The 18,993-nt window shown below is 62.3% G+C and carries 19 protein-coding genes; 8 read left to right on the plus strand and 11 right to left on the minus strand.

Translation table 11 applies throughout. The annotated features are described in order from the left end of the window. Positions 1 to 8 precede the first annotated feature (8 nt). Positions 9 to 926, minus strand: coding sequence for an AraC family transcriptional regulator (locus tag G6N78_RS10990; RefSeq protein ID WP_165218316.1), 918 nt, complete (start codon positions 924 to 926; stop codon positions 9 to 11). 211 nt (positions 927 to 1,137) lie between these two features. On the opposite strand from G6N78_RS10990, the gene G6N78_RS10995 reads away from it, so the two are divergent. The 3 genes from G6N78_RS10995 to G6N78_RS11005 are packed head-to-tail and all read left to right on the plus strand — an operon-like array spanning position 1,138 to position 3,467. Next, positions 1,138 to 1,275 (plus strand): hypothetical protein, encoded by a 138-nt coding sequence (locus G6N78_RS10995; RefSeq protein WP_165218318.1) that lies wholly within the window; start codon positions 1,138 to 1,140, stop codon positions 1,273 to 1,275. Positions 1,276 to 1,332: 57 nt separating this feature from the next. After that, positions 1,333 to 1,614: an Atu4866 domain-containing protein gene (locus tag G6N78_RS11000; RefSeq protein ID WP_234905953.1), complete on the plus strand. Its 282-nt coding sequence runs from the start codon at positions 1,333 to 1,335 to the stop codon at positions 1,612 to 1,614. Positions 1,615 to 1,673: 59 nt separating this feature from the next. Beyond that, entirely contained in the window at positions 1,674 to 3,467 is a 1,794-nt protein-coding gene (locus tag G6N78_RS11005) for a M23 family metallopeptidase (RefSeq protein WP_165218322.1), read from the plus strand. Between the two features lie 2 nt (positions 3,468 to 3,469). On the opposite strand, the gene ade is transcribed toward G6N78_RS11005, so the two are convergent. Further along, positions 3,470 to 5,164 (minus strand): adenine deaminase, encoded by a 1,695-nt coding sequence (gene ade / locus G6N78_RS11010; RefSeq protein ID WP_165218324.1) that lies wholly within the window; start codon positions 5,162 to 5,164, stop codon positions 3,470 to 3,472. A gap of 147 nt (positions 5,165 to 5,311) precedes the next feature. Continuing rightward, positions 5,312 to 6,418 carry an ABC transporter substrate-binding protein gene (locus G6N78_RS11015; protein ID WP_165218326.1) on the minus strand — a complete coding sequence of 369 codons (1,107 nt, stop codon included), beginning with the start codon at positions 6,416 to 6,418 and terminating at the stop codon, positions 5,312 to 5,314. A 332-nt stretch (positions 6,419 to 6,750) separates the two neighbouring features. On the opposite strand from G6N78_RS11015, the gene G6N78_RS11020 reads away from it, so the two are divergent. Beyond that, complete coding sequence (locus tag G6N78_RS11020) at positions 6,751 to 7,161, plus strand: thiol-disulfide oxidoreductase DCC family protein (RefSeq protein WP_165221635.1); 411 nt, start codon at positions 6,751 to 6,753, stop codon at positions 7,159 to 7,161. A 27-nt stretch (positions 7,162 to 7,188) separates the two neighbouring features. Here G6N78_RS11020 and G6N78_RS11025 read toward each other — a convergent pair whose 3' ends face one another. From G6N78_RS11025 to G6N78_RS11050, 6 genes are all read right to left on the minus strand, one after another. Further along, positions 7,189 to 7,509, minus strand: coding sequence for a hypothetical protein (locus G6N78_RS11025; protein WP_165218328.1), 321 nt, complete (start codon positions 7,507 to 7,509; stop codon positions 7,189 to 7,191). 403 nt (positions 7,510 to 7,912) lie between these two features. Continuing rightward, entirely contained in the window at positions 7,913 to 8,224 is a 312-nt protein-coding gene (locus tag G6N78_RS11030; protein ID WP_165218330.1) for an ArsR/SmtB family transcription factor, read from the minus strand. Between the two features lie 99 nt (positions 8,225 to 8,323). Then, complete coding sequence (locus G6N78_RS11035) at positions 8,324 to 9,076, minus strand: HugZ family pyridoxamine 5'-phosphate oxidase (RefSeq protein WP_165218332.1); 753 nt, start codon at positions 9,074 to 9,076, stop codon at positions 8,324 to 8,326. Positions 9,077 to 9,080: 4 nt separating this feature from the next. After that, positions 9,081 to 10,130, minus strand: a complete 1,050-nt coding sequence (choV, locus tag G6N78_RS11040) for a choline ABC transporter ATP-binding protein (protein WP_165218334.1) — start codon at positions 10,128 to 10,130, stop codon at positions 9,081 to 9,083. Beyond that, positions 10,127 to 10,972, minus strand: coding sequence for a choline ABC transporter permease subunit (choW, locus tag G6N78_RS11045; RefSeq protein WP_165218336.1), 846 nt, complete (start codon positions 10,970 to 10,972; stop codon positions 10,127 to 10,129). The genes choV and choW overlap by 4 nt, the downstream gene beginning before the upstream one ends. Before the next feature lie 188 nt (positions 10,973 to 11,160). Then, positions 11,161 to 12,111 carry a choline ABC transporter substrate-binding protein gene (locus tag G6N78_RS11050; RefSeq protein WP_165218338.1) on the minus strand — a complete coding sequence of 317 codons (951 nt, stop codon included), beginning with the start codon at positions 12,109 to 12,111 and terminating at the stop codon, positions 11,161 to 11,163. 218 nt (positions 12,112 to 12,329) lie between these two features. On the opposite strand from G6N78_RS11050, the gene G6N78_RS11055 reads away from it, so the two are divergent. The 3 genes from G6N78_RS11055 to G6N78_RS11065 all read left to right on the plus strand — a co-directional run bounded on the left by G6N78_RS11055 (position 12,330) and on the right by G6N78_RS11065 (position 14,850). Continuing rightward, positions 12,330 to 12,785 carry a pseudoazurin gene (locus tag G6N78_RS11055; RefSeq protein ID WP_370691405.1) on the plus strand — a complete coding sequence of 152 codons (456 nt, stop codon included), beginning with the start codon at positions 12,330 to 12,332 and terminating at the stop codon, positions 12,783 to 12,785. A gap of 79 nt (positions 12,786 to 12,864) precedes the next feature. Continuing rightward, on the plus strand, positions 12,865 to 13,686 hold the full coding sequence (locus tag G6N78_RS11060; protein ID WP_165218340.1) for a hypothetical protein: 822 nt from the start codon (positions 12,865 to 12,867) through the stop codon (positions 13,684 to 13,686). A 33-nt stretch (positions 13,687 to 13,719) separates the two neighbouring features. Beyond that, on the plus strand, positions 13,720 to 14,850 hold the full coding sequence (locus tag G6N78_RS11065) for a DUF2333 family protein (protein WP_165218342.1): 1,131 nt from the start codon (positions 13,720 to 13,722) through the stop codon (positions 14,848 to 14,850). 21 nt (positions 14,851 to 14,871) lie between these two features. Here G6N78_RS11065 and G6N78_RS11070 read toward each other — a convergent pair whose 3' ends face one another. Both G6N78_RS11070 and G6N78_RS11075 read right to left on the minus strand, forming a co-directional pair. Next, positions 14,872 to 15,333: a PAS domain-containing protein gene (locus tag G6N78_RS11070; RefSeq protein ID WP_165218344.1), complete on the minus strand. Its 462-nt coding sequence runs from the start codon at positions 15,331 to 15,333 to the stop codon at positions 14,872 to 14,874. A gap of 55 nt (positions 15,334 to 15,388) precedes the next feature. Then, positions 15,389 to 16,114: a helix-turn-helix transcriptional regulator gene (locus G6N78_RS11075; RefSeq protein WP_165218346.1), complete on the minus strand. Its 726-nt coding sequence runs from the start codon at positions 16,112 to 16,114 to the stop codon at positions 15,389 to 15,391. Positions 16,115 to 16,596: 482 nt separating this feature from the next. On the opposite strand from G6N78_RS11075, the gene G6N78_RS11080 reads away from it, so the two are divergent. Further along, positions 16,597 to 18,855, plus strand: a complete 2,259-nt coding sequence (locus G6N78_RS11080) for a TonB-dependent hemoglobin/transferrin/lactoferrin family receptor (RefSeq protein ID WP_165218348.1) — start codon at positions 16,597 to 16,599, stop codon at positions 18,853 to 18,855. The last annotated feature ends 138 nt before the right edge of the window (positions 18,856 to 18,993 follow it).

Here is an 18,993-nt window from a genome sequence, read left to right on the forward strand (position 1 = left end):
GGTTTGCCTCAGGCGGAGGCCGGTGCAAAGGCTGCCGGCTCCGTCTTCAGGCGCGAGACATCCTGGATCGGCGGTGCGCCGAACAGACGGCGATATTCGCGGCTGAACTGCGAGGGGCTGTCGTACCCGACGCGATGGGCGGCGCTTGCCGCGTCGAGCGCTTCTGCGAGAATCAGCCGCCGCGCCTCCTGCAGGCGCAGCTGCTTCTGGTATTGCAGCGGGCTCATGGCCGTCACTTCGCGAAAATGCTCGTGCAGGGACGAGGTGCTCATGCGCGCCTCGCGGGCCACTTGGTCGATGCTGAACGGGCGGTGGTAGTTCTGCCGGATCCAGGCGATTGCCCGGTTGACCTGCGACAGCCGGCTTTCCGGCATCAGCATGCGCCGAAGTTTTGCCGCCTGGTCGCCGCGCAGCAGGCGGTAGAGGATTTCCCGTTCGATCAGCGGTGCCATCACGGGGATATCGTCCGGCGTGTCGAGCAGGCTGACCAACCTCAGCGCCGCATCGACCAGCTTCGGATCCGTGCGGCTGAGGCAGATCGCCTTGCCGCAGCTTTTCGACGGCGAGGCGGAGGATGAGGCAATCGGCACCTCCATCACCAGGGCAGCGAGCGCATTCATGTCGAGGTCAAGCTTGAGGCTCAGATACGGAACGCCGGGACTGGCCTCCAGCACCTGCCCGGTGATCGGCAGGTCGGCGGAGGCGATCAGATGGCGCGCCGGACCGTAATCATAGATCTCGTCCGCAAGGATCACCTGTTTCGATCCCTGCGCGATCAGGCAGAGCGACGGCTGCTGCACACCCAGCATCGGTTCCGTCGGTTTTGAGACGCGCACCAGGCTGAGGCGCGGGATGGCGGTTTCCACGATCCCGTCAGCCTCGGTGTGTTGTGCAATCAAGCGAGAGAGGGCCTCGAGCTGCTGCATCGTCGTGCCTTTCCAATCCATTCGTACAAGCCGGAAATCCAGCCTTTGTGTCATGTTGAATATCAGCGATGGCTTGCTGAAGCCAGGGGATTTCCGCAAGCTCCGGATTTTTGTGCAATCATCTCGGAGTCCTGATCTACCGCGTCTGCTGTCTCGTTTGCCATATTGCTCCTGCAACGCAAAACGCACATTCCATAGAAAGGAGACGGAGATGCAACATTTCCAGCGGCTACTCGAAAGCCCATTGAACTGGGTCGTACACCTGATCGAAACGACGAAGACGCAGCACCGCATATCCGTCGAACGTCGCAAGCGTGCCGAACTTCGCCGCCGATATATGAACGGCTGAGCTTGCTTGAAAGGGGTGGGATTGCAGGTCTGCCGGATCACTGCCGACAATCATGCAATCCCTACCCATCGAGAGCATCCCGGAAAGACCCAGGAGAGACCCATGACCAGCCATTCCTATACCGGGCTGTGGATAACCGATGACGGTTTTATCCGCCACGAACTCTTGCCGAATGGCCGTTACGTTGAAGGCCGAGGCAACCGCGAACGCGCCTATCAGGGCCGTTACGAGGTGCGGGGCAACCAGATCGACTACAAGGACGATACCGGCTTTTCCGCCGACGGCGAGTTTCGCAACGATGTGCTCTACCACGCGGGCATGGTCTTGCGGCGCGGCTGACACATTTTCGCCACGGAACACGATAACGTCTGCCGGACCTTCAAACGGAGCTTCGGCGGATGGCGATAGCGGCACTTCACGCAGGATCGGACGACGCAGATTGCCGGTTCGGTGCCATTCATCCCCGCCAGCATGTGATTGCCTACTCGATCCGGGCGCATTGGCGCGTTTCGCTCGCCCTGCTTCTGCTGGCGGCGGGCTCGACCTGTCTTCTCACCGAAACCATCACCCATGCGGTGGGCCATCTGCCCAAACCGCAGAAATCGGTGGTGCTGGCCCGCAGCCGGCGCCAGCCGGTGGCGACACCGAAGACCGGGCGTGTGTGGATGCCGGAGCTTGCCAGTGCCCCGCGCAAGCTCGACCTCATCGAGCGCATGGGGGACGGCTCGCTGGCCCATTCCTCCTATTTCAACGTGTCGCTCGATCTATCCGCCGCCGAAGACAAAACCTCTCCCCTGCTTGCCGCCTATCAGGATGGCGACACCGGCGATGATCCGTTCGGGCTTGTGCTGCGTGGAACGCAGGATCAGAAGCCGTCATCTGGTGGGCTGACGGGACTTGCGGCGAAGCGGGGCAGGCTCGGTCCGGTTCTGGGCGAGCCGATCAATGTCAGCATTGCGCCGGTCAAGCCGGCGGGGCAGGTGCGGCGCCTTGTTTCCATGCCGGCGCATGACGAAGCGCTGATCAATATCGAAGGGGCCGTCGATATTCCCGAATGTGAGTTTGCCGCACTCGCCGCCGATCTCGGCGCGGGGAGCGTCAAGGCGGGCGAAGAGCTTGATCTTCTGGTGCGCGAGGCCGAGCAAGGCAAGCAGAGCCGCCAGATCATTTTCGTGCGGCACAGAAGCAAGGATGGCAAGGAGCGGCTGCTTGCCCGGCGAGACAACGGCCATTTTCAGGCGGTGGGTGACCGGCGTCTCTACGATCGGCTGCTGGCCGAGGCGCTGGCGGCGGAAGAGACCAACCGGTCTGCCAAAAGCACGGCCAAGCCGCAGGATGTGAAGGCCTTGTCGCGCGCGCAGGCGGACTATCCGAAACTGGTCTCTCATCTGAAGCAGTCCAACATTCCCTCCCGCGTCGGCGTGCAGGTGGTCGATCTCCTGCGCAAGAACGGCATCCAGTGGGAGGGTGAGGACAAGGAGCCTGTCATCGACGTCGTGTTCCGCAAGACAGAGGCGGGTGGCGAAGATCTGGTCTCGGTGACCGTGCGGCAGGACGGAAAGGAGCGGCATTTCTATCGTTATGCCGCGTCGGACGATGGCGAGGCGGAATATTTCGACGACAGCGGCCGCTCCGTGTCCAAACACCTGATGCACAAGCCGGTGCCGGCCGGCAAGCTGGGCGATGGCTTTGGCTGGCGCGTTCATCCCATTTTGAAGGTTCGCAAATTTCACAACGGCGTCGATTACCGGGCACCAGAGGGATCTCCGATCCTTGCCGCAGGCGATGGGGTCGTCATCAAGATTTCCTCCGAATGGGGGTATGGCAAGTATGTCCGCATCCGGCATGACGGCGGGTACACCACGACCTATGCGCATATTGCCGGTACGCCGAAGGGCCTGAGCGTCGGTCAGCATGTCTCACAGGGAGAGGTGATAGCCTATGTCGGCTCGACCGGCCTCTCCACCGGGCCGCACCTTTACTACGAACTGCGGGTGGGCGACCGTTATGCCGATCCGACCAAGGCGCAGATGTCGGCCGGTACGACGCTGAAGGGCCGGGCGCTCGACGAGTTCCAGTCGCAGGTGAAGCGCGTCGAATCGATTGCCGACGCGATCAAGACCTCCGCCACTTCGGCGGCGGACGCGGTTGCCCAGGCCTTCAGACCCGGCGCGCGGCAAAGAGCCGAATAGGCTCAGTCGAGCAGGCGGAACTGGTCGACATCCACCATGCCCATGTCGGAAATCTTCAGGTGCGGGATCACCGGCAGCGGCAGGAAGGCCACCTGCAGAAAGGGTTCGGCCAGCGTCGTTCCCAGAGCATAGGCGGCCTTGCGCAACTCGGTCAGCGTGTCGCGCACCGTCTCGTAGGGCTCAAGGCTCATCAGGCCGGCGACCGGCAGCGCGATTTCGCCGGTAACCTTGCCATCTTCCACCACGACGAAGCCACCGCGAATATCCGACAGGCGGTTGACGGCAAGCGCCATATCCTCCTCGCTGACGCCGACGACGCAGATATTGTGGCTGTCATGGCCGACGGTGGAGGCGATTGCGCCTTTCTTCAACCCGAAGCCTTGCACGAAACCGTTGGCATGGTTGCCGTTCTTGCCGTGACGTTCGATCACGGCGACCTTGATGATGTCGTTGGCAAGATCAACGCTCGTCTGGTTGCCGGCCGATGGCAGGCGGTAACGGCGATGTTCGGTGATGATCTTGCCCGGCAGCACGCCGATCACCGGCTGCTCCTCGCTCTTCACCGGCACGGCAAAATCCGCTGCCTTGACGAGGCGCGCCTTGACGCTGTCGAGGCCGACCGGTTCCACCGGCTGGCGGGTGGCAAAGAGGTCTGCCGTCACGCGCCGGCCGCCGGCAAACACCATCTCGGCCTTGCAGTTTTCCAGGCTGTCGATGACCACCAGATCGGCACGCCAGCCGGGCGCCACCAGCCCACGATCGCGCAGGCCGAAGGCGCGCGCCGCGGAAATCGAGGCGGCGCGGTAGATCGCCAGCGGCTCGACGCCATGGGCAATCGCCGTGCGGATCATGAAATCGAGATGGCCTTCCTCGGCTATATCGAGCGGGTTGCGGTCATCGGTGCAGAGCGCGAGATAGGGGGAGAGGCGCTCCGTGATGATCGGCATCAGCGCGTGCAGGTCTTTCGAGACCGAGCCTTCGCGCACCAGGATATGCATGCCCTTGCGGATCTTTTCGAGGGCTTCTGCGGCGCTCGTCGCCTCGTGTTCGGTGCGGATGCCGGCGGAGAGATAACCGTTCAGCCCCTGGCCCGAGAGCAGCGGCGCGTGGCCATCGATATGGCCGCCCTGGAAGGCGTCGAGCTTGGCGATTGCCCCCGGGTCCTTGTGGATGACGCCCGGGAAATTCATGAACTCGGCAAGCCCGATCACCTTCGGGTGGTCGCGGAAGGGCAGGAGCCGTTCGATCGGCAGGTCGGCGCCGGAGGTTTCGAGATGGGTGGCCGGCACGCAGGAGGAGAGCTGGACGCGGATGTCCATGATCGTCTGCTCGGACGAATCGAGGAAGAACTGGATGCCTTCGGTACCGATGACATTGGCGATCTCGTGCGGATCGCAGATCGCGGTCGTCACGCCATAGGGCAGCACGCAGCGGTCGAATTCGTGCGGGGTCACCAGCGAGGATTCGATGTGCAGGTGCGTGTCGATGAAACCCGGCACGACGATCCTGCCGGTGATGTCGATTTCGTCGCGCCCCGCGTAGCCCTCGCAGGTGCCGACGATCGTCTGGCCGCAGATCGCGATGTCGGAGGCCACCAGTTCACCGGTGGTCAGGTCGAAGAAGCGTCCGCCCTTCAGGACAATATCGGCCGGCTCGCGGCCCGTGCCCTGGTCAATGCGCCGTTCAAGATCGCTCATGCTGCCGTTCTCCGATTCATGCTGGCCGCACAGTAACCGGGTGCGGCGCGGCGCGGAAGGGGCAGACCGAGCAGGGCTTGGTCGAGGCCCGGCGCATGCGAGACCGGGCAGATCGCTCTGCCCGGTCCGAAGGTCAAAGGTCGGTGCTTATTGCACCGGAACCATCTTGCCGCCTTCCCATTTGAAGAGGTCGAAGGTCTGCGAGGTCAGGTCGCCGGTTTCGCCATAGGTGAGGTCGCCGATGACGGTCTTGACCGGCTCGCCGGATTTGAGGGCCTTGGCGACCGCTGCGGCATCCTCGGTGCTACCGGCCCGTTCGATGCCGGTCTTGATGACCTGCACCGCCGCGTAGGCATTCAACGTGAAGGATTCCATCGGGATGTTGCGGGCGGCCAGTGCGTCGGCGGCGGACTTGGCGTCCGGGTTCTTGCTGGCGTCGGACGCCGTTGTGAAGAGTGTGCCGTCGGCGGCCGGACCGCCAATGCTCGCCAGTTCCGTGTTGGACAGGCCGTCGCCGCCGATGAACAGCGGCTTGATGCCGATATCGGCGAACTGTCGCACCAGCAGGCCGGCTTCCGGATGGTAGCCGCCGAAATAGACCACATCGACATTTTCCGCCTTGATGCGGCTGGTCAGCGCGCTGAAATCCTTTTCGCCGGGCGTCAACGACTCGTTCAAGACTTCCTTGACGCCGCCCTTGTTGAGAGCGGTCTTGAAGGCTTCGGCGAGGCCTTTGCCGTAAGCACCCTTGTCGTTGAGGATGGCGATGCGCTTGTCCTTGGCGGTCTTCAGCAGATAGGCGGCGGCCACTTCGGCCTGCTGGTCGTCGCGGCCGCAGGTGCGCAGCACGGTTTCGAGGCCGCGGGTGGTGAGCGCCGGCGTGGTTGCCGTCGGGGTCACCATCAACACGCCGTTTTCAGCCAGCGCATCCGAGGCCGGCATGGCGACGCCGGAGGTGACCGGGCCGACGACGAAACGAATGCCTTCGCCGATCAGCTGGTTGGCGGCGGAAACGCCCTGCTTCGGTTCGCCGGCATCGTCAGCGATCTTCAGGACGATCTTCTCGCCCTTGATGCCGCCGGCATTGTTGATCACGTCGATGGCGGTCTCGACGCCGTTCTTGACCTGGTTGCCATAGGCGGCAACCGGGCCGGTTACCGGCGCGATCAGGCCGATGACCAAATCGGCCCGCGCGGCGGATGCGAGGGACAGCGTGGCAAGGGCAGTCGCGCCCAGCAATGTTCTGAGGTTCATGTGGCTCTCCTTGGGTCGGCCGATGCGGATGCAGGGCCTTTGCGCCTCGCGCATGAGCTGCTGTCGCCGACGTCCTGCTGCAACAGGGCGTGCCAAGCGGCGACCAGACTGCGCGGTCTATGCCGGTTGCGCCATGTTTGGCTGCAACCCGTCTGAATTGTTTAGGAATTTGCAGGGATCTGCGCAAGGAAATATCAAGTGAAGCGCGATTTTTGTGCAGATGCCTCCATTCAATGCTGTGTCGGCGATCAAATGGATCGTGGCGCTGGTCTTTGACGGCTTTTGGACCCGTTCTCCTTGCGGTTGCGCCGCCTGCTTTCTATCTCATCCTCATGAAGCAGGGTATCGATGAAAATCCGGTCATCGTGTTTGATGGCGATTGCGTGCTGTGTTCGGCGAGCGCCCAGTTCGTGCTGCGGCATGACCGGGCGGCGCGTTTCCGGCTGGCGGCGCTGCAGACACCGGCCGGCGCTGCGCTGGCAAGCCTCTACGGGATCGATCCTCTCGATCCGCAGTCGATCATGCTCGTCCGGGGAGGCAGGGCGCTGACGGACAGCGATGCCGTGCTTGCGATCGGGCAGGGGCTCGGCTGGCCGTGGAAGGCGGTGGGCGCATTGCGGATTGTTCCGCGACCTGTGCGGGATCTCGTCTACCGCTTCATTGCCCGCAACCGGTATCGGTTGTTCGGCTGGCGCGAGGGCTGTTTCGTGCCTGCGCCGGACCATCGCGGGCGCATCCTTTGAAGGACCTCGCCCACGCGGTTCCCGGTCTCATTGGGAGGGCGGGGTGACCTCGAAGGAGAACCCGTCGCGGCTGCAGCGGCGCACCTGCTCAGGCCCGCTTCGCCGTTCGCGTTCGGCGCCTGGACGCTCCCAGGACATGCGGGTGACCGTGTCGCAATCAAAGCCGCTGTCCGGCAGGTCCGGCTTGGCAACCGTTTCTGGCTGGTGCGGGCTCGGCGGTTTAAAGGCGGGGGCGGTTTGAGGGTCTGCCTTGCCGGCGCTTCCCCAATCGATGGCATGGGTGGGGCTCACGACAAGAATGCTCAGCGCGACAAATGCCAGCGCAAGCCCAGTCATCATCTGTTTCACGGATAGGCGGCTCCTCGACCTCGTTGTCCGGTTGCGTTGTCAGATGGTCCCCGCGCCATGGAAGAGCAGGATGGAGCCGAGGTCAAGTCCGGACGGATTTTTCGGCAGAGCAAATGTCCGCCGCCGCAAGGGAGCCACAGTGGTGCTCACCCACAGGCAATGGTTTGATCAAAGGGATTTTATGGGTTTTCAGTCAGCAGGCGGGGGAGGTTTGTGTCCGGGTAGCGCTCCGACATCCGGTGCCTCCCATGTGCCGCCGCAATCCTTCGGGGAGATCTCGAAGCCTTCCCCCGTCCCGATCAATCAGCTCGGAAAGTGATAAAAAAGCAGGGGGGACGCGCCTTGGGTCCGCGCCCTTCCTGCTTCCTTCAATGCTTGTCGCACCGCGATGTTTGCGCTGTCATCAGGCCGCAGATTTTGCCTGTTCGCCTTCGCAGTACAAACCTTCCAGCGTCTCGAGAACCTTCATGACCGATTCCGCGGAGCTGGAATAATAGATAGTCTGGGCGTCGCGACGCGTGTTGACCAGCTTCTGGGCGCGCAACTTGGACAGGTGCTGCGAGAGCGCCGACTGGCTCAACCCGACCTTGGTTGCGAGAGCGCCCACGGCAACCTCGCCCTTGACCAGGCAACACAGGATCATCAGCCGCTTTGGATTGGCCATTGCGGACAGCAGATTGGCTGCGGCAGCCGAGTGCTCAGTGAGTGTTGTCATTTCTTGTTCCTCAGTCGTCCCCTAGAAACACGCTACCAGCCCTGTGAGCGGTAACAATGTATCATAAATCTAGCAACTCACAGTAAGGATTGTATATCCCTAAATTTTGCGTATCGGGTATACAGCCTCAAGTATTTCGCGCAGCTCGGCATCTACTGCCGTCCACTCATCGCCCTCGAATACAAAATCGTATCGGAATGATACACTTCCGCCAATCAAGTTAAAACCGGCCGGGTCCAACCCTGCCAAACGGTAACGATGCGCCTTCGGAGCGCCGATCGCCGCCGCCAGCTGAGTCGCATCGCGATACCTTATCATAATCCGTTCTTCCAGCCGGAGCCAGTCTTCGGGATCTCCCGGCACGGCGATTTTGAAAGCGTCGCCGTCGAGCGCGTAGGCCCGCCCGAACCCGCCGTTGAGCGAGGCCCGCCTTGGCTCCAGACGAAAGAAGCTGAAGTCGGGGAAATCGATGTAGAGCGCAGCCTTGGGGTGCCGGTTGAGGAAGCGCCGTCTCGCCCTTTGGTGATCGGGGGTGTCGCGGGGCACCTGTCTTGCCTCTGCAAACAGGGTGATGCGTGGATGGGCGAGGGGATCGCCCTTGCCGACGTCGCCCGCCAGGAGCGAGCAGCGGGGCTCTGCCAGCAGGCTTTTGGTATGCAGGGCGAGCATCGAGACCAGGATGAGCGGCGTGCCATCCAGGTCGGTCGCCGTCAGCGCGCGGCTGACGGCGGGGAAGCCGGACACCGCATCCTGCACGGCCAGTGCCACATGGCCGGCCGAACGAACGAGCTTGCGGGCAAGGCTGAGGGCCTCGGGATCGAGATCCCGCAAGACGTTCGGCTTGTCGGTCACGGCGTTACCTTTCGCGGCGCCGGTGACGCGTGAGACCGGCGATGATGTCGTCTGCGCCGATGGTGCCGATCACGGCGCCGTTGTCAACGATGCCGATGACGCCCGGTTGCCGCGCCAGGGCATCCATCACGTCGATCAGCGGGGTTTCCCGCCTGGCGGTCGCGGTTACCGGTGCCTGTGCGGTATCGTCTGCGCCGGCACGCATGATGTCACCGGCGCTCAGCATGGTGATCGGGTTCAGGTGCTGCACGAAATCCGCCACATACCGGTCCGCAGGGTCCTGGACGATCTCCTGCGGCGTGCCGCACTGGACGATCCGCCCGCCCTCCATGATGGCGATGCGGTTGCCGATGCGGAAGGCCTCGTCCAGATCGTGGCTGACGAAGAGGATGGTCTTTCTCAGGCGGCTTTGGAATTCGAGCAGTTCATCCTGCAGGCGCGTGCGGATCAGCGGGTCGAGGGCCGAAAACGGCTCGTCCATCAAAAGGATGGGTGCGCCGGTGGCAAAAGCGCGGGCAAGGCCCACACGCTGCTGCATGCCGCCGGACAGTTCGCCCACCTTGCGATCGGCCCACTGCGACAGGTTGACGAGCGCCAGCTGCTCGGCGACCTGCGCCTTGCGCTCCTTTTCGGGCACTCCGGCAAGCTCCAGGCCGAAGCCGACATTGTCGGCCACGGTGCGCCAGGGCAAAAGGCCGAACTGCTGGAAGACCATCGAGACGGTGTGCATGCGCAGGTCGCGCAGCACCTTCGGCGAACAGCGGTAGGGATCGACCGGGCCGCCTTTCGTCATCACCGTGACGGATCCGCGCACCACCGGCGCCAGTCCGTTGACGGCGCGCAGAAGGGTGGACTTGCCGGAGCCGGAGAGACCCATCAGCACGAGGATCTCGCCCTCGCGGATGGTCAGCGAGGCTTTGGAGACGCCCAGCACGAGGCTGGTTTCCTTGCTGATCTCATCGCGGCTCTTGCCGGCGTCCATCATGGCGAGGGCGCGGTCCGGCTGGTCGCCGAAGACGATATCGACGGCGTCGAAGGTGATTGCGTCCGTCATGCACCATCCCCTTCGCTGTCGGCGCGGAACATGCGATCGAGGATGATGGCGAGAATGACGATGCAGAGGCCGGCCTCGAAACCGCGTGCAACGTTGACGGTATTGAGCGCGCGCACCACCGGAACGCCGAGACCATTGGCGCCGACGAGCGCTGCGATCACCACCATCGAGAGCGAGAGCATGATGGTCTGGGTCAGGCCCGCCATGATCTGCGGCATGGCAAAGGGCAGTTCCACCTTGCTCAGCACCTGGGAGGGTGTTGCGCCGAAAGCGACGGCGGCTTCGGTCAGGGCCGACGGTGTCGAGATGATGCCGAGACGGGTGAGGCGGATGGGAGCGGGGATGGCGAAGATGACGGTGGCGATCAGTCCGGGCACCATGCCGAGCCCGAACAGGATCAATGCAGGAATGAGATAGACGAAGGTGGGGATCGTCTGCATCAGATCGAGCATCGGGCGAAGGATCTCGTAGAGCCACGGACGGCGGGCGGACGCGATGCCGACCGGCACGCCGATTGCCATGCTGACGGCCGCGGCGGCGACGACAAGCGCCAGCGTCTCGGTCGTTTCCTTCCAGTAGCCCTGGTTGATGATGAAGAGCAGTCCGAGACAGGTGAACAGTGCGACGCCCGCCGAGCGGCGGAAATACCAGGCAATCCCGGTCAAGGCGGCCACGATCGCCAGCGGATGCGGCCATTGCAGAACGAGGAGAAGCAGATCGATGATGTGCTTGAGAACGGTGGAGAGCCAGTCGAAGAACCAGGCGCCACTGACGGTGAGCCAGTCGACGAAATGTTTCGCCCAGATCCCGATCGGGATTTTATGGTCTGTGAGAAATTCCAAAGGACATCTTCCCGTGTTGGACAGATTGCGCGGGAGCGACATGAGCCTCGATCAGGCAGAAGAGAACTCAGCGCTTGGCGAATGCTATCGTGCGAGCCTGTCACCCGCACGGCACCAATCGGCACGGAACCGGTGACCGTCTCCCTTGTCGGGTGCAATCACCGGGGTTCCGCACGGGGCTCGTCCCGTCAGAGGCCGAGCTTTGCCTTGACCGCAGCCGATCCGTCCTTGCCGTCCAGCGTCGTGACGCCGGCAAGCCAGGGGGTGATGGCGGACGGGTTGTCCTTCAGCCACGCAAGTGCTGCCTTCTGCGGATCCTGCCCGTCATTCAGGATCTTGCCCATGATGACGTTTTCCATGGGCAGGGTGAATTTCAGGTTGGTGACGAACTTGCCGACATTCGGGCAGTCCTTGGTGAAGCCGGCGCGGACATTGGTGTAGATCTGCGCGCCGCCGAAATCGGGACCGAACACTTCGTCGCCGCCCGTCAGATAGGTCAGCTTGAAGTTGGCATTCATGGGATGCGGTTCCCAGCCGAGGAAGACGATCGGCTCGCCGGCACGATCGGCGCGGGCGACCTGCGCCAGCATGCCCTGTTCGGAGGATTCGACCAGGTCCAGCTTCTTCAGGCCGAAACTGTCCTTGGCAATCATGTCGAGGATCAGGCGGTTGCCGTCATTGCCGGGTTCGATACCGTAGATCTTGCCGTCCAACTCCTTGGCGTGGGTGGCGATGTCCTTGAAATCCTTGATGCCGAGTTCGGCACCCTTGGCATTGGTGGCGAGCGTGTATTTTGCGCCGACCAGGTTCGGCCCGAAGGATTCGACCGATTTGTCGGTCAGGAAGGGACGCACGTCGGCCTCCTGCGTCGGCATCCAGTTGCCGAGGAAGACATCGATGTCCTTGTTCTTCAGTGACTGGTAGGTCACCGGAACCGACAGAACCTTGACTTCCGGCGTGTAGCCAAGCGCGTCGAGAAGCACGGCTGCCGTTGCGGTCGTTGCGGTGATGTCCGTCCAGCCCACATCCGAAAAGCGAACAGTGCTGCAGCTCCCCGGATCGGCGGCCAGCGTCTGACCCGTGGCCATCACGGTGATGATGGCCGCGACGGATAGTTTCAGCGAAGTGGTTCCTGGCATGGTGTTGCTCCATTTTTATGTTCCCCGGCCATTATCAATATATGGAAAGGGCAAGCAAGCACGCCTATTCGCGCCGGAAGCCAGGGGGTATTTGCGACAATGTGTCCAAAATGTGGTTTGACTTCGGTCAAAACATGAGTGCGCGAGGCGTCGTATCAGCAGCTCCGAAACAATGAACGACAGCCGCACGAGGCGGCTCGTCCGGAAGGAGCCCGACAATGAAATTCACGACCATGATCGCTGCCGGCCTGATGGTGGCTGGCACTTCGCTGTGCAGTTCTTTGGCCTCGGCCGCCGAATTCGAAGTGAAGATGCTCAACAAGGGATCGGATGGCGAAGCGATGGTCTTCGAACCGGCTGCGTTGCGCGTGGCCGTTGGCGACACCGTCCACTTCGTGCCCGTCGACAAGGGGCATGACGCCGCTGCGGTCAAGGAGCTCATTCCCGAAGGCGTGGAGGAGTTCAAGGGCAAGATGAACCAGGAACTGGTCGTCACCTTCTCGAAGGAAGGCGCCTATGTGATCAAGTGCTCGCCGCATTGGGGCATGGGCATGGTGGCGCTCGTCGTTGCCGGCGAGGGAGCCCCGGCCAATCTTGACGGCATCAAGTCCGCCAAGATGGCGAAAAAGACCCGCGAGCGTCTCGACAAGGAAATCGCCGCGCTCGGTCTCTGACCGGTCGGTCGTTTGCCTCTGTGCTTTAACAGCGAAGTCTCCTAAATAGACCTGCACACAGACGAGGTGGGGGATCAGGATGGGCGCGGAGGCTCTGAAGAACGCAGTATCGGTTGTCGAGGCGCTGTCATCGTTGCAGGGCAGGCTATCGGTTTTCGCGGACCCGCTTCTGTCGGGTGGCCGTCTCGCCGTTCGCGGCGGCCGCCGGGATCTTCTCGACGATGCCTTTGCCGAAATGGATCGCGCGGCGATCGAGGCGCGCCAGGTGGAGAGCCATCTCGTGCGCCTTGTCCTGGAAATGGATCAGGAAACGCAGCGGCTGATTGCGCCCCTCCAGCAGCCGAAGGAAGCGGAACGGCGTCCCGGCATCTGGGGGCGGTTTCGCCTGCGCGAGCCGGAGCGGGCCGAGGCCGACAAGGATCGTCGGGCGATTGTCGCGCTGGTGGCACTGTTGCGGGAAACCGGCGTCCTGCTCGGCGCGCTCGAGGATCATCGGTCCTTCCTTCGCGCATTGCTTCTGCGCTGCGAACAGGCGCTCGACGAGGCGCTGGTGCGCGTGAGGTCCGTTGCGGGAAGACCGGAGGGCAATCACGTGGCCGATGACCTGCAACCCGGCATCGACCTGCTGCAGGAACTCGTCGATCGGATCATCGGTCTCATCGGCGCGAACAGTCTCCTGATCAACAAACTGTCCGTCGATGCGGAGGAGCGCGTGATCGTGCTGTCCGGATTACGGTTCGTGCTGGATGAGGGGGACGAGAGCGTGCCGAAGCTTGCTTATCTCTTTCGCCGGGCGGAGCGGGGGCTGCTCAGCCTGAAGGGCCTGTCGTCGCGCAAGGCGCGGATCAATGAGGCGTTCCGGTTTCGGCTGAATGCGTCTCGACAAGCCGCCACCGCATAACTACGTGAAAGGCGGTCTTTGGAGGGCCTGTTGATGATGGATGCCGTTTCCGCCTTTTTCCGCCGTGCCGGCGCTGCCATAGGGCGGGTTCTTCAGCTCGCCTTTGCCGCCATCGTCTGGCCGTTCATGGCCGCGCATGGCTGGTACCGACAGCGCCATCTGATGATCAAGGTGCCGGTGGCCGCAGCTCTCATCTTTCTCGCCGGGCTCTATGGTTACTTCATCTGGCAGACGCAGGTCTGGACCGGCTTCGATACGAATTTCACCGAGCGCTACAGGCTCTCGGAACGGACCGTTCCGGTCGGCCAGCCTCTGGTGCCGCAGACGCCCGCCGTCACGGATCCGGCGCGTAGCTGCCAGTCGTCCGCGATCGTCGAGACGGTGGCCGATCTTACCGATCAGAATGTCAATCAGAACGCCTGGATCTCCTCCATGCTGCTCTACCGTCTCGGCCTGTTCGGCATGGACTGGGACCGCACGCCGTTTCTGGACAACAAGGCGGCCTTTCAGCGCGGCGTGAACCAGGCGGTGCGCCGCACGGCGGTGGAACTCGTCGATACGCTTGGCCGGGTGCGCGGCACCTCCGGCATCAACGGCGACCTGCAGGATGCGCGTGGCAATCTGCAGTTCGATGAATATTCCTGGTATTTCGGCCTCAATCCCTTCGGCTTCAAGACGCCGACGCCAAGCTACTATCGCGCGGCGATCAACAGCCTGCGCAAGTTCAACGTCGATCTCGCCGCCTGCAATGCGACATTCGATACGCGCGCCGACAACCTCGTCCAGTTCGTCGATCGCATCGCCAATGATCTGGGGTCCACCTCGGCGATCCTGCGCGAGCGCTCGGAAAACTACAATGCGGGCTGGTTCGACACCCGTGCCGATGACCGTTTCTGGTTCGCCTACGGCCAGCTCTATGGCTATTCGGCGGTGCTCTCCGCCGCCGGCGCCGACTTTTCGCAGGTCATCCGCGAACGCAATCTGGGCTCGCTGTGGACGGAAACGCTGTCGCAGTTCCAGGCAGCGTTGAAGATCCAGCCGGCGATCATCTCGAATGGCAGCGAATCCGGCATCATCATGCCGACGCATCTGGCGACGATGGGCTTTTACATTCTGCGCACGCGGTCGAACCTGGTGGAGGTGCGCGGCGTTCTGGATCGGTAAGATGCGCCGGCTGAAGACGCCTCAGATCGTGTTCATCCGCTTCTGGATCGCTTCGCAGCGTTGCGGCGGGATTTCCCAGGTAATGCCGACGATCTCGCCGATCGTTCCCTCCTTCGGGCGGAAACGGCCGGCAGAGCAGTACCAGCGATAGGTGCCGCCCGGGTCTTGGATCCGGTGGATCTTCTGGAAATGCATGGGCTCGGCGGAGGCCGATTCATGGGCTTCCATCACCAGGGTCAGATCGTCTGGATGCAGGCGGGCCGAAATGTCCACCATGCTCACCGGTCCGTCGGATGGCGGCAAACCGAAGATGTCGAGCATCGTCTTGCAACAATAGACGAGACCTGTTTCCAGGTCATTGCGCCAGTGCCCAAGCACATTAAAGGTGGAAAAGATCTCGACGACTTCGGTGTCCGTGATCTGAAACGGCCCCTGAGTGGCGGTTTCCTGGACCGATGAATGCGACTTTTGCTCCTCAAGCAACGTGGCCGCTCCCTTCGCTAAAACTACGCACGCCCGGGTGTTGATGAGGCAGGATCTAACTGATCAGCCGCAGGCGAATGGCTTTGGCTACCAGCTGAGTCCGATTCACGCAATCGAGTTTCTTGATTGCCTTATTTAGATACGTGTTGACCGTGTGATCCGACAACGAGAGGATATTGGCGATTTCTACCGATGTCTTGCCCTGCGAGGTCCAGCGGACCACTTCCAGTTCGCGGGCGGTCAGCAGGCTGCGATGCATCGGTTCGTCACCGCGCAGCCGGTCGAAGCTTCGAAACGACTGCAGGAAGAGCATGCCCAGTTCGTTGAGCTCCGGCAGCGCCAACAGCGTGCGGTCGCCGTCAAGCCGCATGACGAAGACAGATCCGTCCGACGAGTGGAGAGGCATCGCCACCCCGGTGGTCACGCCCCAGACCTTCAGCATCCGGGTCATCGCGTCCGGAAAATTGAGGCCCAGATCCGCACTGCTGGCGGGATCGTAGCTCCAGCACAGCGGCAGGGCCATGTTCTTCAACAGCGGCACCAGAGGGCAATGGGCGAGCAGGCGCCGTGCGTCAAAATCCTGGATCAACCGCCGGGGCAGCGTCGTTTCGATGATGAGCGACGAGAGCGTATGATCGCTGGCGGCAGGCGCGGTCATCAATGTGAAGAAGCGAAAGCCGAACTGTGCCGGCAGCTTTTCCATCGCAGCAACAATCGCTGCCCGCGAGTCAGCCGAGGAAATTTCTTTGCTTAAAACGGAATGGCGTTCCAGCGTAATCATCGGACGATTTTGTCAGACATGTGAACCCAGGCCCCCTCAGGCAAACCAAAGATCGTTGCGGACTGGTGGAGAGAATGTTCGAATGTCTTCTCTTAACACAGCAAATCGATAAAGCGAACGAATATTCGTTTCCACTTATTTGATGGAATGCGGCAGAACTCAGTTTTCCGTGAGTGTATCGGAATTTTCCTCTACTTGTTTTTGGTCCCGGCGGAAAACGTACTGTTGGTTGTTTCTTTGTTCGGCCAGCCATCCTCCTGCGATCCCCGGTTGATTTTCCCGTTTCCGGAGACTGTCGAGAGCGCCATTCGGCTTAAAGGTGATAGTTTTCATCCACTTTAATGTTGACAGGATCAATCATGTTTTTTATGGGGCATAGGTGAGGCGCTTCTGCGCTGACCCGTCACTTCACACCGCCAGGACCTCTTCGGCGCGCCGCGCGCCGTTGCGTTTTGGCGTGCCAGCCCGAGGACAGATCCTACATGTTGCTCCGTATTCACACCAATCTCCTGACTTGTACCGGACTTGCCCTGTTGTGCCTGACGTCGGGAGCCGTCGCGCAGGAGCAGCAGGCGGCCGTCTCCGAGGCGACGGTGCTGCCGCGCATCACCGTCAAGGGCCAGCGGGTTAACGCACCGAAGGGGTCCGCGACCGATACGCCGCTGACCACCGAGACGTCGCGGGACGAACTGGACAAGAAGCAGATCACCAGCATCGAGGATCTCGGCCGCGTGGCGGAGCCTGGTGTCAACTTCAACCGCTCGACCGGGGCGGTGAATATCCGCGGTCTCGAAGGCAGCCGCGTGCTGACGACGATCGACGGTATCCCATTGCCTTACCTGTCGGATGCCACCCGCAGCGCGAGCGGCGGTGTCGATACCGTCAATTTCAGTTCGCTGTCGGCAGTCGATGTGATGCGCGGCGCCGATTCCAGCCGCGCCGGCGGCGGTTCGCTGGGCGGCGTTCTTGCCTATCGCACGCTGGAGCCGGAGGACCTGATCGGCGAGGGCAAGGACTGGGGCGGGATTGCCAAGACCACCTATGACAGCGCCGACAAGAGCTGGCGGGGGGCGGTTGCCGTCGCCAAGACGATCGACAATACCTCCGTGCTGTTCCAGGGCAGCTACGCGAAGGGTAATGAGCGCCAGACGAACGGTTCCGTCGGCGGCTACGGCACCACCCGCACCGAAGCCAACCCGTCCGATTTCGACGAGAACAACCTGCTGTTCAAGCTGCGGCAGGAACTGGCCGGCGGCCACACGATCGGCATCACGCTGGAGCGGTATCGCAAGGACCGTGATACGGATCTGATGACGAACCAGACGCTCACCGGCAATTACCGGCCGGGCGGCTACACCACGCAAAAGGATTCCGACCGCGACCGTGTCTCGATCGACTACAGGTTCGAGAGCCAGGACAAGGACAGCTTCATCGACAATATGTGGGCGTCGCTCTACTATCAGAAGACGCGCAGCCTGGATGGTTACACCGGCTATCGCTCCACCTCCGTCATCGGCCCGATCGGCCGTGAAAACACGACGGACGAAAAGGATTTCGGCCTCATCGGTGCGGCCCAGAAGAGCGTCGAGATCGGCGGCAACAACCATCTCTTCACCTTCGGCTTCGACCTCGCAACGCTGACCAGCGAACAGTATTCCGCCGGCTACGACAATTGCGGTCCCAAGCCCGCGCGCGGCAGCTATACGGGTGCGCTCACAGCCTGCAACAATCTGCACACCAATCAGGCGGACACGCCGAAGGTGGATGGCAACCGCATCGGCTTCTATCTGGATGACGAGATCACGCTGGGGCAGTCCGGCTTCCGCTTGACGCCCGGCCTGCGCTTCGACTGGGTGCGTTACGAGCCGCAGATGACCGACGCCTTTGCCCGCAACGCCTCGAAGCCGTCGCTGCCGGGATCGTTCGAGGACACGGCCGTGTCGCCCAAGGTGCGGCTTGCCTATGATCTCGCGCCGAATGTCGAACTTTTTGGCCAGTGGGCAATGGGCTTCCGCGCGCCGACGACCGGCGAACTCTACAGCCGCTTCGGCGCCAGCGGCACCTATCTGCGCATGGGTAATCCGGATCTCGACTCGGAAACCAGCAACGGGTTCGAACTGGGCGCCAATCTCGGCGACGAAACCTTTGGCGGTCGTGTCAACCTCTTCTACAATCGCTACAAGAACTTCATTGACACGCGCAGCCTGACATCCGCAGAAGCCTCGGCCATGGGCCTCAACCTTGCAGACTACCGCCAGGGCGGCATTACCAGCTACCAGAACATCTCCCGTGCCGAGATCTATGGTCTGGAAGTGTCGGCCGAGAAGGTCTTCGACAACGGCTTGCGCATCGGCACCGGCCTTTCGGCGATGCGCGGCAACGATCTCGACAACGACACCTTCCTGCGCTCCGTCGCGCCGATGAAGGCGGTCGCAAGCCTTGGCTATGACACCGAGACCTGGGGCGTCGGCGTCGATCTGATCGGGGTTGCGGCCTCGAAGTCCGACGACGGCAAGGGTGGCACCTACTTCAAGACGCCCGGTTACGGCGTCGTCGACCTCACCGCCTGGTGGGAGCCGGAACAGGTCAAGGGCCTGCGCATCAATGCCGGCGTCTACAATGTCTTCGACCGCACCTACTATGATTACAGCAGCGTGCGGACGAACTCTGCGGCCCAGGCGCGCGAGTTCTACTCCGAGCCCGGCCGCAGCTTCAAAATCTCTCTGACGCAGCGCTTCTGATCTCCCGTCGCCGTGTCCGGGAAGGGGGTGGCACCCGGCGTGCCGCCCCTTTTCTGTTTGCAGTCTTCACTGCGCGCCGATCTGTCATTCACAGCCGGCCCGTCCATGGTCTATGCAGGGGGAACAAGAACCGCCTGC

The organism is Allorhizobium pseudoryzae (assembly GCF_011046245.1).
GTDB lineage: Bacteria > Pseudomonadota > Alphaproteobacteria > Rhizobiales > Rhizobiaceae > Neorhizobium > Neorhizobium pseudoryzae.

Bases quoted from the DNA above. Each gene is read 5' to 3' on its own strand.
- G6N78_RS10990 (WP_165218316.1), bottom strand. From the start codon at position 926: ATGCAGCAGCTCGAGGCCCTCTCTCGCTTGATTGCACAACACACCGAG.
- G6N78_RS10995 (WP_165218318.1), top strand. From the start codon at position 1,138: ATGCAACATTTCCAGCGGCTACTCGAAAGCCCATTGAACTGGGTCGTA.
- G6N78_RS11005 (WP_165218322.1), top strand. From the start codon at position 1,674: ATGGCGATAGCGGCACTTCACGCAGGATCGGACGACGCAGATTGCCGG.
- ade (WP_165218324.1), bottom strand. From the start codon at position 5,164: ATGAGCGATCTTGAACGGCGCATTGACCAGGGCACGGGCCGCGAGCCG.
- G6N78_RS11015 (WP_165218326.1), bottom strand. From the start codon at position 6,418: ATGAACCTCAGAACATTGCTGGGCGCGACTGCCCTTGCCACGCTGTCC.
- G6N78_RS11020 (WP_165221635.1), top strand. From the start codon at position 6,751: ATGAAGCAGGGTATCGATGAAAATCCGGTCATCGTGTTTGATGGCGAT.
- G6N78_RS11030 (WP_165218330.1), bottom strand. From the start codon at position 8,224: ATGACAACACTCACTGAGCACTCGGCTGCCGCAGCCAATCTGCTGTCC.
- choV (WP_165218334.1), bottom strand. From the start codon at position 10,130: ATGACGGACGCAATCACCTTCGACGCCGTCGATATCGTCTTCGGCGAC.
- G6N78_RS11050 (WP_165218338.1), bottom strand. From the start codon at position 12,111: ATGCCAGGAACCACTTCGCTGAAACTATCCGTCGCGGCCATCATCACC.
- G6N78_RS11055 (WP_370691405.1), top strand. From the start codon at position 12,330: ATGAAATTCACGACCATGATCGCTGCCGGCCTGATGGTGGCTGGCACT.
- G6N78_RS11060 (WP_165218340.1), top strand. From the start codon at position 12,865: ATGGGCGCGGAGGCTCTGAAGAACGCAGTATCGGTTGTCGAGGCGCTG.
- G6N78_RS11065 (WP_165218342.1), top strand. From the start codon at position 13,720: ATGATGGATGCCGTTTCCGCCTTTTTCCGCCGTGCCGGCGCTGCCATA.
- G6N78_RS11075 (WP_165218346.1), bottom strand. From the start codon at position 16,114: ATGATTACGCTGGAACGCCATTCCGTTTTAAGCAAAGAAATTTCCTCG.
- G6N78_RS11080 (WP_165218348.1), top strand. From the start codon at position 16,597: ATGTTGCTCCGTATTCACACCAATCTCCTGACTTGTACCGGACTTGCC.